The following is a 14,050-nucleotide window of genomic DNA, read 5'->3' on the forward strand; positions in this document are numbered from 1 at the left end:
CAAACCCTATGGGTGGAGCGCGGCGATACGGCTTGGCAATCTGGCGATGCAGGCGATACGCCCCGATCATGAGCACCGAGAGTATCGACCCCGAGCTTCAGGAAATCGACCGCTGGCCGCTGGATAAGGCGGTCGCCACGATCCTCGACGGGCAAGCCCGTGCCGTGGCGGCGGCAGCGCGTGTGAGTGACGCGATCGCCAGTGCCGCCAGCAAGGCGGCGGCGCGTCTCGGCGCCAGCGGCCGGATCGCCTATGCCGGGGCGGGCACGTCGGGCCGGATCGGCGTGCAGGACGGCGTCGAACTCACGCCGACCTTCGGGTGGCCCGAGGATCGTCTGGCCTTCTTCCTCGCCGGAGGACCCGAAGCGATGATGCGCGCGGTCGAAGGCGCAGAGGATGACGAGCCTGCCGGAAGAGCGGCGGTAGCTGAAACGGGGCTGGGGCAGTCGGACGTGCTGATCGGGATCGCCGCCAGCGGACGCACGCCCTTCACTCTCGGAGTCGTGCGGGAAGCGCGTGCGCGCGGCGTCCTGACCATCGCTGTCGCCAACAATCCGGGCAGTCCGCTGCTGGACGCAGGCGAGCACGCCATTCTGCTCGATACGGGAGCGGAGGCGATCGCGGGGTCCACCCGCCTTGGTGCCGGAACCGCGCAGAAAGCCGCGCTCAACGCTTTGTCGACCGCGATCATGCTCGAGTTGGGTCTCGTTTATCGGGGCCTGATGGTGAACATGCGGATCAGCAATGCAAAGCTGGAGAGGCGCGCGGTCGCGATGATCGAGAAGGTCGCGGGCGTCACGCAGGCCCGAGCGCGCCGTAATCTCGCTCTGGCCGAGGGCGACATCCGCCTCGCGGTGCTCCTCGCGCTCGGCCACGAGGCGGACGCGGCGGCGCGTGCCCTCACGAGCGGTGAGCCTTTCGACGCGCTGGTCGAGCGGCTGCGCGATTAGGCGGTCAGTAGAAGCGCACATCGTCCAGTTCCAGCCAGCCGCGCCCACCGGGTTCGCCCGTCAGTTCGAAACGCAAGGCACGCAGCCTTGCGAGGTCGAGCTGCGCGTCCCCGGTGCTCGTGAAAGCGGAGAAGGGCAGTCGGATTTCGCGCGCTTCCTCGCCAGCTTTGAAGTTCGCTCGAAACCAGTCAGAACCGTCGAGGCCATAGCTTTCGAGGCGGAGGCGATAAGTCCCCGCCCCGCGCGCCTTGAAGGCGATGCCCGCGAAACGGCTGGCATCGGCGGGCAGCACCGCTCCCTTCGTCAGCGGGAGGACCAGCTGCGCGAACGGACGCGCGCCCGCCCCGAAGGTTGCGAGGCTGAAGATCGGCTGCGCGCCGTCAGGCCCATGGCGATGGACGAAAGCGATGTCGCTGTGATCGCTGCCCGCATCGGTCGAATCGACCGGCAAGGTGTCGAGATCGGTCCGCCCGTCTCTGCGGGCACCCGTCAGGATCGGCCCGGTCATTTGAACGGTGGGTAGCGGCGTCATCACCGGATCGTTCTGGCGAGCGCGAAGCTCCCTAAGCGGCACGTCGCTGCCCGCCTTCCAGACGCGCGCGACCTTCCAGAGGTCGGCGATATCCTCGTCCGGGCGACCATCCACGAGCACGAGATCGGCGCGCATCCCTACGGCGATCGTTCCGTGGCGGTCCGCCTGACCCATGATTTCGGCGCTGGTACGCGTCGCCGCGATCAGCGCTTCGGCGGGCGTCAGACCGAGTTCGACCAGCCAGCCGATCTCGCGAATGGCGGCGCTGCCGTGATAGACGCCGCCGATCCCCGCATCCGTCCCGACGCCGATGGGGATTTTCGCGGCGTGCATGGCCTTGAGATTGGCCTTGAGGACCTCCCACCGCGCGGTGACCTGCGGTTCGACCACGCGATTGCCGCGCGCGGCCCGGCCCGCCTCACGCGCCAGTTCGGGGGAGGACAGGACGCTTTTCTCCCCATCCGCCACCGCGCGCACGTCGCCCGGTTCGTAGACGACCAGGGTCGAGACATAACCCGTTCCCTTGTCGCGCATCAGGTCGATCAATTCGTCGTCAGCCCGGACGTCTCCGATCCCGTGAACCACCGCATCGACGCCCGCCGCCGCCGCGACTTTCGCGCCTTCCAGCGTGACGGTGTGCGTCACCACCGGAATGCTACGCGCATGGGCATCCGCGACGATCGCGGCGAGTGTGCCGGTATTCATCGAATTGAGGTCCGGGCCGCGATCGTATCGCCACCCATCGGCGAACACTTTGACCACATCGGGCCGATAGGGCAGGGCGCGCGCCATCGCGAGATGGCCGGCGCGCGGACTGGCGGCCTTCATCGTGAAGAAGTCGCCCCAGCCATATTCGGTGCCATGCCCGCCCGGCACGCCCGCGCGGATCGCGAGATTGAGATGCGGGGCCCAGATCGCGTCTGGTCCGCTGGTGATGGCGCGGATCGGCTCCAGCATTTCGGCAGAGAGCGAATAATCGTTCACCGTGGTCACGCCGTTGACGAGATAGGCCGCCCAGGCTTTCGCCATGTCTTCGGGTGCGGAATAGGCGGGCGAACGCAGATGGGTGTGAAGGTCGTGCAGGCCGGGGATCAGGGTACGCCCCTTCGCATCGACCACCACCGCGCCGCGCGGGCGGCGAATGCGTGGAGCGATCTGGGCAATAACTCCATCGCGGATCAGGACATCGCCATTGAAGGCGGGCGCGCCGGTGGCATCGAAGATGCGCGCGTTGCGGATCAGAGTCGCCCGGTCCTGCTGGGCGCTGGCAGGCAGGCCCGCGAACGCGACGGCAAGCGCGGCGAGCAGGGCGATGACAGCGCGGATCATCGGGCCGGCTCCAGCCTGCGATCGAAGAAGTCGCCGGTCCTCTCGAGCGCTTCGAGCCAGCTTTCGTAGCGGAAGAAATCGTGGCGTTCATTGGGTATCGCAAGTTCCTCGAAAGGCACGCCGCGCGCGGTCAATTCGCGGGCCAGCAGGAGCGACTGGCGATAATCGACGTTCCGATCATCGTCGCCGTGGATCAGGAGGACGGGCGAACTCCACTTCTCGATCGCGCCCATGGGCGAGCTGTCCCATTGCAGGCGCTGGATCGCCAGGGCTTCGTCCGGCGCGTAGCTGTCGGGCACGGGGCGCACCATCGCGTGCACGCCGTGGAGATCGACACCTGCCGCGAACACATCGCTGTCCCGCGCGAGCGCGAGTGCGGCGAGATAGCCGCCCCAGCTTCCGCCCCAGATTCCGATGCGCGCCGGATCGACGCAAGGCTGCGCCGCCAGCCAGCGCGCGCCTGCGAGAATATCCTGATATTCCGAGGCTCCCTCGCGCCCCGTCCTGGGCGCTTCGCGAAAGGCGCGGCCGTAATTCGTGCCGCTGCGGAAATTGACCGACAGGACGTCATACCCCTGGGCCGCGAATTCCTGATTTCGGATATAGGTGTTGTGGTAATAGAAGATCGGATGGAAGCCCGCGACCATCTGACGGCGCGGGCCGCCATGGGCGAAGATCAGCGCCGGGCGGGGGCCTTCGCCCGCGCCGCGAAAATACTGGCCGTGGATGCTCGTGCCATCCTCAGCCGTGAAACGAACCGATTGCGGCGTGGGATAGGCCGCGACAGTCGGTTTTGCGCCGAGCGCCTCCATTCCATCGATCAGCACCATATGCGCGGGCGATCGCGCGTCGGTCAGCGTTGCGGCGAGGCGATTGCCACCAAAGACCGGGAAGAAGGCGAATTGTCGATCATCGGTCAGCTGCCGGTCCGCGCCGCTGGCGATATCGACCTGCCACAGCGTGCGGCTGTCGAGATCGCCGGGATTGGCGGAATAGACCACGCTTCGCCCATCCGGCGTGGGCACGAAATTCTCGACCTCGTTGGCATCGGGTGTCAGATCGCGCGCAGGCCCGCCCCTGGCGGGCACCGCCATGATATGAAGCCAGCCGCTCCCTTCGTAGGGAAACAGCAGATGGTCCGATGCCGTCCAGAAGAGGTTGCGCCCGCGCGTCCCGTAATATTGCCCGCCTTCGCCTTCCGGCGCCGACCAAACGGTGCGGACATTTCCGGTCGCCAGATCCGCCACGCGCACCGACCAGAAGGATTGGCGGCTGTCTTCGAAGCGTGCGGGGGGATCGCGGAACTGGATGAAGGCGACCGCTTGGCCATCGGGTGAAAAGGCGGGATCGCTCGAATGGCCGAGCGTCGCGCCGAGATAGCGCAGGCTTTCGCGAACGATGTCGACAACCCCGATAATGCTATGACCTGACCGCAATTCGCGAAACAGGATGCGCGTCCCATCGGGCGACCAGCTGAAATCGCCCGCATTTTCACGCAGATCCGCAACCCGGCGCGCCTCGCCCTCTCCGGTCGATACCATGATCGTTCCGCTCCTCACGAAGAGGAGCGAGCGTCCGTCGGGCGCGAACAAGGGGTCATGCCCTCTACCGATCGCGCGCGGCGCTGTGTCGTTGTCGAGATCGGCGAGATAGACCGTCTGCTCTGGTGCTTCCACGGCCTGTCCGGTGTTGGGCAAGCCATCATCGGCGAACGAAGCGTCGCCGCCACGAACGAAGGCAAGCTTGGTCCCATCGGGCGACAGAGCGAGGCCGTAAATCTCGATCCCGTCGTCTTCGCGGTAATCGGTGAGCCTGCGAGCGCTCTCTCCCGCGCGCGCGACCATGACATTGCGCACGCCGCGCGCGTTCTCGACCCAGGCGAAAACGGGCGTATCGGCGGCTCCCGCGAGGCCGGAGGCGAAGGGGATCGCAAGGCGCTCAGCCAGAGCTGAGGAGTGTCCGACATCCTTTACCGGGGCGGATCGATTCTCCTGCGCGAACAAGGGCGACTGGAGCGAAACCAGCGTGGCGAGCAGGAGTGTGAAGAACCGCATGACACCTTGCCTAAAGGCCGGAGCACTCTGGTGACAAGCGCCGCGATTTCCTTTCATGCGGGCAGGTTATGGACGTCCGAACAAGGCGCATGAGCGTGGTCTAATGCGCCGCGTCCCAGGCTTCGACGACGCTGCGCCCGATCTCGGGCCGCAATTCGTAGATGGCGCGGTCGCGATGGCGTGTCGGGTGGACGCGATTGGTCAGGAGCGTCCACGCCATCCCGCGCTCGAAATCCACCCACAGCCCGGTTCCCGTAAAGCCAGTGTGTCCGATCGTGGTGCGGGAACACGCTTCTCCCCCGGACCAGCCACCATAAGGCAGCTCCCATCCATGCGTGCGGTGATGGAACTGCGATGTTCGGATGAGCCGCATCGAAGCAGGGGACAGCACTTCGCCCGCCATCAAGCTGCGCGCGAACTCGAGCACGCCGTCGACCGTGCCGAACAGGCCCGCATGGCCCGGCGCCGCCCCTAGGGCTGCGGCGTTCTCGTCATGCACTTCCCCCTTGAGTATCCGGTTGCGCCAGGTGCAGAATTCGGTCGAGACCGCCGGGCCGGGCGGCGGACCGTAGGACAGTCCCTTGCCGAGCGGCCAGGCTGACAACGGCTCGCCCGTTATCCGCTCAATCGCGATCCCGAGCAGGATGAAATTGATGTCGGAATAGACCGGCGCGCCGTGCGTCCATTCGCGCTGCAGCACGAAGGCCCGCATACGCAGGGGATCGTCGCCATAAGTGTAGATTGGGAAAACTGCGGGCAGGAAGGTCTGGTGGGCAAGGCACTGGCGAAAGGTGATCCGCCGCTCAGCCGCGTGTTCGACATCGTATTGCCGCAGATCGGGTATCGCGCTCGTCAGCGGAGCATCAAGATCGAGCCGTCCCTCTTCCGCCAGTTTAAGAACCATCGTGGTGGTCGCGATGATCTTTGAAACGGAGGCGAGATCGAACCAGTGTTCGCGCGTCAGCTCCTCGCGCTCGGGCGCGATCGCCGCATCGCCTTGGTAGGCTATCGCGCTGGTGCCATCCCGAGAGATGACGCCAAGCGCCGCGCAGGGCATACGCCCATCCTCGACCATATGGCGAGCGGGGGCAAAGGCGCGTTCTATGTCGATCATGCGGCCTCCTGAGGCCCCGCGCTGTTTCCACGCGAGCGAATGCGGGCAAGGAAAGGAAGGAAGACGATCGCGGCGATACTGGCCGCGCCGGTCAGGACTAAAAAGCCATCATAGCCGATCGCCTGCTGCATCTCCCCCGATGCGCCCGCCAGCAAGCGTGCGAGCAGGAAAGCGAAGCCCGACAGGAAGGCGTATTGCGCCGCCGGAAAGCGTGGATTGACCAGCATCGAAAGATACACCACGAAAACCGCGCCCGCGAGCCCGTTGCCGAATTGGTCGACGGCCACGCTGGCGTAGAGCACCCAGCCTTCGGGCGGCCGCCACCACAACCAGACATAGACCCAATTGCCCAAGGCGGCGACCAGCGCGCCTGCCGCCAGCGCCCAGGACAGGCGCCATTTCGCCACCATCCAGCTGCCCAGCGCCACACCCACCATGCTCGCTGGCAAAGCGATCGCCCCATCGGCAATACCGATCTGATCGAGCGAATAGCCGCGCGCATCCCACATCGGATGCGACAGCGTGAGCGCCAGCACATCGCCCACGCGGTAAAGCGAGACGAAGCCGAGCACGACCAGCGTGGCGAAGCCGTAGCGCCAGAAGATATCGACAAACGGCCCCAGAGTGGTCGAGCGGAGCAGGGGGGCATCGCTCGGAAGGCGTTTGATGCGCGGCAGGGCAATGGCAAGCAGCGCGAATGGCGCAAGAGCGATCGCGATCACTGCGGGCGTCAGATTCGTCTCGGAATCGATTCCCGCGCCCGCAAGCATGGTAAGGGCCATCCAGCCGAGAATGGCGACGATCGCACAAGAAGCGGTTAGGATCGCGGTTCCGATCGCCACGCCATTGAGAAGCGCGGTCCCGCGACTGCTATCGGTTCCGGGCTCTTGGCGCGTCAGGGCAAGGACAGGAAAGGGCGCGAAAGCGGCCAGAGCGATCGCTAGATAGGCGAACGTCCAGTCCGCACGCGCGGCGATCAGCACCGCACCGCTGCCCGCCGCCACCATCGCGCTGCGATAGCCCCACAGATTGGCCGCCACGATCGGCGCCTGCGCTTCCTGGGTGGGGGCAAGCTCGATACGCCAGCCATCGGCGGCCACTTCCAGCGTTGTCGTCCAGAAGGCGAGCAGGATCGCGAACAACGCGACGAGCGGAAGGTTGGTGTCGGCACTGGTGAAAGCCATGCCCACCATGCTTGCGAAAATGCCGAGCTGGGACAGCATGATCCATCCGCGCCGCTTGCCCCAGAACCGCGAAAAGCCCGGCACCGAAAACCGATCGAGCAATGGCGACCAGAGGAATTTGAACGTGGGTAGCAACGCCACCCAGGCGAAATAGCCGATGGTGACGATATCGATGTCGTGCCGTGCCAGCCGCAACAGCAGGACGGCGTTGAACATGAAGAAAGGCAGGCCGGCCGAAAAACCGAGAAGAAGATAAAGCGGCAAGATACGCCTGGCCGCAAATTCGGGCCGAGTTCCGCCTTCGCTTATCCCATCCAAAATGTGCGCTCCCGAAGCTTGCGCATCCATTGGCATGCAAGCGTCAGATTTTGTCAATCGCGATGCCCCGCGTTTCGGGCACGCGATAGATCGAGGCTATACGCTAGCCGAAGCCCGCCTTGCTGTTGCTGCAAATCAAAACCCCATGGCGGCCCAGCGGATCTGTCGAAGGGTTTGCTCTTCGACCGTCGACGATCCGCGCTTGCCTTTTTTTCGATGCCCTGAAAGCTTAGGAGTGGCCGCAATCATGGCCTCGGCTACTTCGATAGGGGTCCAAGCAAGCCATTTCTTACTGATGGAAGTTTTAGATGATCCAGCGTTCGGTTGAGGATCGACGATGTTATCCAGCTCATCATCTTCAGAACCGTCGAATTTTAGGTCCTGATAGCTGTCCTGTAATTCGATTTCCGCGTCAGCATACGCGTCGCGGTAAGCCGGGTAGAGTAGCAACTCCAACATCCATCGGAGCTTGTCATCGGGGGTGAACCCCGCTCGGGTGAGATGGCGGTCGATCTCCTCGCGCCGAATTGGGCTAACGCCCTTGTTCTCTCGCATGGCGATGATGGTCTTGAGATCGGCGATCCGCTGCGAATCGCAGCCACGTTCAAGCCATGATCGTTCTTCGGCTGGCAAGAAGGAGGCGTGCCCGCCAAGAGACCTCAACCTCTCGAAGTAAACGATGAACGCGAGGTTCGAAGCGGAGTGAAATTCCGCTAGACTGGGATCGGCGCGTTGCATGGTGCAGACCTCAAGAAGCCGGGCATCATACATTTCCCTGGCGATGGCACGCAGTTCGCCTTCGGTGACCTCGCTATTTTTCCTAATCTCTTGTTCCAGCATCGACCGCACTCCGGGAAGGGCGGCGGAGAGCGCCGCCCCTCTATTGCGCGCCTCGAACCGATCGGTGGTGCCGAGAGAAAGGCGCACATCAACGCGTCTAGTATAGAACAGATCATGAACCCTGCGCCACCAGAAAATGTGGCCGCGGCGATACACATGCTGGAGAGAAGCCACTGGACTGATCTTTCCCGGACAGCCCGTTGGCACACTCAGGTGCACAACTGGGCTTTCCGAACTGGAGTGATCCAGTAAAATCAGTCACTTGGCTGGGATTTGGCTGGGGTGGCAGGGATCGAACCTGCGAATGCCGGTACCAAAAACCGGTGCCTTACCACTTGGCTACACCCCAGCAATGCGCGCTCCTATAGCGGGTCGCGCGCGGATGTGAAGGGGGTGTCAGATCGCCTTGCCGTCGAAATCCTGCGATGAATGGCGTTCTCGCAATTGCGTGTCCTCATCGCCCCATACCTTGGTGACGATGCGGCCACGGCGCACGGCCGGTCGCTGCGCGATCGCCTTCACCCAGCGCGCAACATTTTCGTATTCCTCGATCGAGAGGAAAGTCTTTGCCTCGTTGTAGATCGTACCCTCGACGAAGGGGGCCAACCAGGGGAAAGCGGCGATATCCGCGATCGTGTAGTCGGCCCCGCCAAGGAACTCGCTGTCGGCGAGGCGCCGGTCGGCGACATCGAAGAGCCGCTTGGTTTCCATGGCATAGCGATTGATCGGATATTCGTATTTCTCCGGCGCGTAGGCGTAGAAATGGCCAAAGCCGCCGCCGATGAAGGGCGCGCTGCCGATCTGCCAGAACAGCCAGCTGAGAACCTCCGCGCGTGTGCGGTCGGTTGGCAAAAAGGCGCCGAATTTCTCGGCCAGATGCATCAGGATGGCGCCGCTTTCGAAGACGCGCAGAGGTTCTGCTCCCGTGCGGTCGAGCAGGGCCGGGATCTTGGAATTGGGATTGACGCCGACGAAGCCCGAGCCGAACTGGGCGCCGCTGGAGATATCGATCGTCCAGGCGTCGTATTCGGCGCCGTCATGGCCTGCTTCCAGCAATTCCTCCAGCATCACCGACGCCTTCACCCCATTGGGTGTGGCGAGCGAATAGAGCTGGAAGTCGTGGTCGCCGGCCGGAAGCTCCTTCTCTTCGCGCGCACCGGCGGTTGGACGGTTGATGCTGGCGAATTTCCCGCCATTCTCGGTATCGTTGGTCCAAACTTTCGGCGGCGAGTAGGTCGGGTCGGCCAAGATTGATCTCCAGTCATCGATGAGCCCGCAAGTTGGGAAGGGCGGACTGCCGGTGCAAGTGGAACCGAGCTGGCGGCGAAGCGTCCAGCAGTTGAAACCATCAGGCTCGCACCATGACCAAGCTTATCTATGTCGATGATGATCTTCCCGGCATCAGCCGCAAGGGCGCTGGCAAGGGTTGGGCCTATTACGATCCCGATGGCACGCTGATCCGCGATACGGCCGAGAAGAAGCGCCTCAACGCCATCGCTCTTCCGCCAGCCTATGACGATGCGTGGTTCTGCCCGGCACCGAACGGCCATATCCTGGCGACCGGGATCGACGCCAAGGGTCGCAAGCAATATCGCTACCACCCCGAATTTCGCGCGCGCCGGGAAAGCGAGAAGTTCGATAATTGCCTCGCCTTCGGCGCGCTCCTGCCGCTGGTGCGCAAGCGGGTCGAGCACGATCTGCGTGGTCGCAAGATCACCCGCGAGCGCTCGGTGGCGAGCGTGGTGCGCCTGCTCGACCTCGGCGCGATCCGGGTCGGGAACGAGGGGTATGCGCAGAGCAATCAGAGCTTCGGTGCCACCACCCTGCGCCGCCGCCATGCCGAGCTGACCGGCAATACCCTTCGTCTCCGCTATAAGGGCAAGGCGGGCAAGCAGCAGGACGTGGTGCTGTCGGACAGCAGCCTGTCGCGCATGGTGCGCAACATGCAGGATCTGCCCGGACAGCACATCTTCAAATATGTCGACGAGGATGGGGACGTGCAGGCCGTCGGGTCGAGCGACGTCAACGAATATCTGTCCGAGACGATGGGTGAACGCTTCACGGCCAAGAATTTCCGCACTTGGCACGCCAGCGTCATGGGGTACGAATGCCTTCTGAACGGGGAAGGGCGCGTCCCGATCAAGGAGCTGCTCGATTGCGTGGCGGGGAAGCTCGGAAATACCCCCGCCGTCACGCGCAAAAGCTACATCCACCCGGCGGTCATCGATCTGGTCGACCGCCAGGAAGAATGGCGCGCCAGCCTCAAGCTTCCAAGAGCGACGAAATGGCTTTCGCGCGAAGAACGCGGGCTGGCCGAACTGGTCAAGGATAGTCCCAGTGCGAGCGAATTGCTCAAGGTGTCCCGGGTCTGACTTGGTTTATCCTGTCACAGGTTAACCGCAAAAGTAGTGGATTTATTTGCGCTTGCTCGATAATGTGACAGGATCGTGCGGCGTGTCGTGCGATAGCCGCTGGATTATGGCAACCTGCGGGATTGAATTTCGGTCCGGGGCGGGCACATGCAGCGACTGGCGCAATTTGATGTAAGCAGGCAATTCATAACGCGGCCGGGAGAGATCGCGGCCCAGCTTGTTTTCGGCGCGGTCTGCGCTGCCGCGATGATCGGGGTGCGTGCCGCCTTTGATCTGTGGGCACCCATTTCCGGGCCTTTCGCGCTGATTTATCCGACCGTTCTGCTCGCCACCCTTTACGGACACTGGCGCGCGGGCGTCGTTGCGTTCGCGGTGACTTTCCTATGGGCCTGGTATTTCGTGCTGCCCGCGCAGCGATCCTTCATGTTCGCCGACCCGACCGATCCCGCGCGTGTCGCCATCAATGCATTTTCCGCCCTGATCGTCCTGATTTTCGCCGAAGCGTTCCGGCGCGCGGCGCATAGCACGATGGAGGAAATCCGCCTGTCCGCGGACCGGAGACTGACTCAGCTCGCCGAATTGGAACATCGCACGAAGAACAATTTCGCGCTCGTCGCCAGCCTGCTCGAAATTCAGAAGCGCCGCGTCAGCGACACTTCGCTGCACCCGATGCTGGACGATGCGGCCGGTCGCGTGCGTACCTTTGCGGACGCTTATTCCAGCCTGGCCGTCGATCAGTCCGATGGCGTCAATGTCGATATGAAGCCGTATCTCAATCAGCTCCTGGACCGGATCGAGCGTGCTGCGGTACCTGATTTCGTAACGCTCTATCGCGAGATCGATCCGGTCGAACTGCCGCGCGAAAGCGCCGTGGCGATTGGGCTCTACGTCAACGAAGCAATCTCGAACTGTCTGAAATACGCTTTCCCGGATGAACGAACCGGCAAGATAGGCGTCTTCTTCCAGTCCCGTCAGGAAGGATGGCGGCTGACGATCGACGATGATGGGGTCGGCATAGACGGCGGCCCGTCAGAGGGCGGCGGGCTCGGATCGAACCTGCTGGCGGCCTTCGCCTCGCAGGCCGGGGCGCGCCACAGCGCCGGACCCACGCTGGGCGGGTTCCGCACCGAGATGAACGCGCTTGCCGAAGCGGTTGCCTAACCGGCCATGAAGGCGTTACCGGCCTGAACAGACGCGGGCCGGATTGTCCTGATCCGATCCGGGGTCCGGGCCGCGCGTGACGGCGAGGCCGGGCCAACCAGACGGAGACGCCGACAAATATGGCCGACAAGACCCCGCACCCCTTTTTCGATCTGCACACGCACGGCTTCGTGCGGGTCGCGACCAGCACGCCTCAGGTGCGCACCGCCGATATTGCCTTCAACGCGCGCGGCATCATCGCGGAAGCGGAGCGAGCCGCAGCGCGCAATGTGGACGTCCTGCTCTATCCCGAATTGTCGCTGTCGTCCTATGCGATGGACGATCTGCATCTCCAGGCCGCCATTCTTGACGCGGTGGATGCAGAAATCGCCCACATCGTCGAAGTCAGCCGATCCATCCCGACCGTCCTCGTCAGCGGCGCGCCGCTACGCCGCAACGGACGCATCTACAATTGCGCGCTGGCGATATGCAGGGGCGCGGTTCTCGGCGTGGTGCCTAAGAGCTTCCTCCCAAATTACCGCGAATATTATGAAAAACGCTGGTTCGCCCATGGCCGCGACTGCGTCGGCCTGACGATCGAGGCAGGGGGCAGCGAGGTGCCCTTCGGGACCGACCTGCTGTTCAAGCATTCCGCGATCCCCGGTTTCGTATTCGGACTGGAGATCTGCGAGGATTTCTGGTCCCCGACCCAGCCCGGCACCATGGCGGCGCTGGCGGGCGCGACGCTCATTCTCAACCTGTCAGCCTCCAACATCGTGATCGGCAAATCGGACGAACGGCATCTCCTCAGCCGCGCCAGTTCCGCGCGCTCGGTCTGCGCCTATGCCTATTCGGCCAGCGGCCATGGCGAGAGCACCACGGATCTCGCCTGGGACGGGCAGGGGATGATCTACGAACTGGGCGAATTGATGGTCGAAAGCGTGCGCTTCGACCGCGAGCCCGAATTGTGCATCGCTGACATCGATTGCCAGCGCATCCTCAATGAGCGGATGCGGATGCAGACCTTCAACGATGCAGCCGAGGCCGCTGGACGGCCCGAAGACTGGTATCGCCTTATCGCCTTCGACCATGAACCCGATGGCGGGGACATCGGCCTCGAACGGCCGATCCGCCGCTTCCCCTTCGTCCCCAACCGGCAGGGCAAATTGGACGATGACTGTTACGAGGCGTTCAATATACAGGTTTCGGCACTCGTCCGCCGGATCGAGGCCACCAATCCCAAATCGCTCGTCATCGGTATTTCGGGCGGGCTCGACAGTACCCATGCCCTGCTGGTGGCGGCGCGGGCCTGCGACACGCTTGGCCTGCCGCGCAGCACGATCCGTGGATACACGATGCCCGGTTTCGGTACGTCCGAAGGAACGCGCTCGAACGCCTGGAAACTGATGAAGGCGATCGGCGTCACGGCCGAGGAGATCGACATCAAGCCCACCGCACGGTTGATGCTCGAGAATATCGGTCATCCCTTCGCCGATGGCGAGCCGGTCTATGATACGACGTTCGAGAACGTGCAGGCGGGCCTCAGGACGGACTACCTGTTCCGCCTCTCCGGCCAGCATGGGGGCTGGGTGGTGGGAACCGGCGATCTGTCGGAACTCGCTCTCGGCTGGTGCACCTACGGGGTTGGCGACCAGATGAGCCATTACAACGTCAATGCGGGCGTCCCCAAGACTTTGATCCAGTATCTCATCAGCTGGACGAGCGCGACAGACCAGTTCGACGAGGAGACCGATGCGGTCCTCCTGTCGATCCTCGACACCGAGATTTCGCCCGAACTGGTCCCGGCGAGCGAGGACGGCGCGATCCAGAGCACCGAGGCGAAGATCGGCCCGTATGAGCTGAACGACTTCTTCCTCCATCACATCCTCCGCTGGGGGCAGAAGCCCAGCCATGTCGCTTTCCTCGCCTGGCACGCCTGGCGCGATGCGAAGACGGGCGTATGGCCCGCCGGTTTCCCCGAAGCGCGCAAGAACGAATACGATCTCGATACGATCGCGGGCTGGCTGGAAAAATTCCTCCGGCGTTTCTTCGCCTTTAGCCAGTTTAAGCGCAGCGCCTTGCCCAACGGGCCCAAGGTCAGCTCCGGCGGCGCGTTGAGCCCGCGCGGAGACTGGCGCGCGCCGAGCGATGCGGTGGCCGATGTCTGGCTCGCGGAATTGCGGAACGGCTTGCCGCACCCTACCAGCGACTGAACCC

General features: G+C 63.7%; 10 protein-coding genes and 1 tRNA gene. 4 read left to right on the plus strand and 7 right to left on the minus strand.

Annotated elements, in window-relative coordinates; all coding sequences use genetic code 11:
- The first annotated feature begins 68 nt into the window (after positions 1-68).
- On the plus strand, positions 69-950 hold the full coding sequence (locus GRI47_RS03660) for an N-acetylmuramic acid 6-phosphate etherase (protein WP_202387168.1): 882 nt from the start codon (positions 69-71) through the stop codon (positions 948-950).
- 4 nt (positions 951-954) lie between these two features.
- Here the strand turns inward: GRI47_RS03660 and GRI47_RS03665 are convergent, their stop codons facing one another.
- The 7 genes from GRI47_RS03665 to yghU form a co-directional block, all read right to left on the minus strand.
- Positions 955-2,811 carry an amidohydrolase family protein gene (locus GRI47_RS03665; protein ID WP_160660002.1) on the minus strand — a complete coding sequence of 619 codons (1,857 nt, stop codon included), beginning with the start codon at positions 2,809-2,811 and terminating at the stop codon, positions 955-957.
- Entirely contained in the window at positions 2,808-4,865 is a 2,058-nt protein-coding gene (locus GRI47_RS03670; protein ID WP_160660003.1) for a S9 family peptidase, read from the minus strand. Before GRI47_RS03670 ends, GRI47_RS03665 begins: the two co-directional genes overlap by 4 nt.
- 100 nt (positions 4,866-4,965) lie before the next feature.
- Positions 4,966-5,979: a serine hydrolase domain-containing protein gene (locus GRI47_RS03675; protein ID WP_160660004.1), complete on the minus strand. Its 1,014-nt coding sequence runs from the start codon at positions 5,977-5,979 to the stop codon at positions 4,966-4,968.
- A complete protein-coding gene (locus GRI47_RS03680; RefSeq protein WP_237452609.1) occupies positions 5,976-7,427 on the minus strand; it encodes an MFS transporter in 1,452 nt (483 codons plus the stop codon). The genes GRI47_RS03675 and GRI47_RS03680 overlap by 4 nt, the downstream gene beginning before the upstream one ends.
- A 189-nt stretch (positions 7,428-7,616) precedes the next feature.
- Positions 7,617-8,495: a hypothetical protein gene (locus tag GRI47_RS03685; RefSeq protein ID WP_160660005.1), complete on the minus strand. Its 879-nt coding sequence runs from the start codon at positions 8,493-8,495 to the stop codon at positions 7,617-7,619.
- 100 nt (positions 8,496-8,595) lie between these two features.
- Positions 8,596-8,670: transfer RNA gene (locus GRI47_RS03690), tRNA-Gln, on the minus strand.
- 47 nt (positions 8,671-8,717) lie between these two features.
- Complete coding sequence (gene yghU, locus GRI47_RS03695) at positions 8,718-9,569, minus strand: glutathione-dependent disulfide-bond oxidoreductase (protein ID WP_160660006.1); 852 nt, start codon at positions 9,567-9,569, stop codon at positions 8,718-8,720.
- A gap of 113 nt (positions 9,570-9,682) precedes the next feature.
- Here yghU and GRI47_RS03700 point away from each other — a divergent pair, with 113 nt between their 5' ends.
- The 3 genes from GRI47_RS03700 (at position 9,683) to GRI47_RS03710 (ending at position 14,046) form a co-directional block, all read left to right on the plus strand.
- Complete coding sequence (locus GRI47_RS03700) at positions 9,683-10,693, plus strand: DNA topoisomerase IB (protein ID WP_160660007.1); 1,011 nt, start codon at positions 9,683-9,685, stop codon at positions 10,691-10,693.
- A gap of 147 nt (positions 10,694-10,840) precedes the next feature.
- Entirely contained in the window at positions 10,841-11,854 is a 1,014-nt protein-coding gene (locus GRI47_RS03705; RefSeq protein WP_160660008.1) for a sensor histidine kinase, read from the plus strand.
- 119 nt (positions 11,855-11,973) lie between these two features.
- On the plus strand, positions 11,974-14,046 hold the full coding sequence (locus tag GRI47_RS03710; RefSeq protein ID WP_160660009.1) for an NAD(+) synthase: 2,073 nt from the start codon (positions 11,974-11,976) through the stop codon (positions 14,044-14,046).
- Positions 14,047-14,050 lie beyond the last annotated feature (4 nt).

Origin of the sequence: Qipengyuania pelagi (assembly GCF_009827295.1) — a bacterium.
In the GTDB taxonomy this organism is placed as follows: Bacteria; Pseudomonadota; Alphaproteobacteria; order Sphingomonadales; family Sphingomonadaceae; genus Qipengyuania; species Qipengyuania pelagi.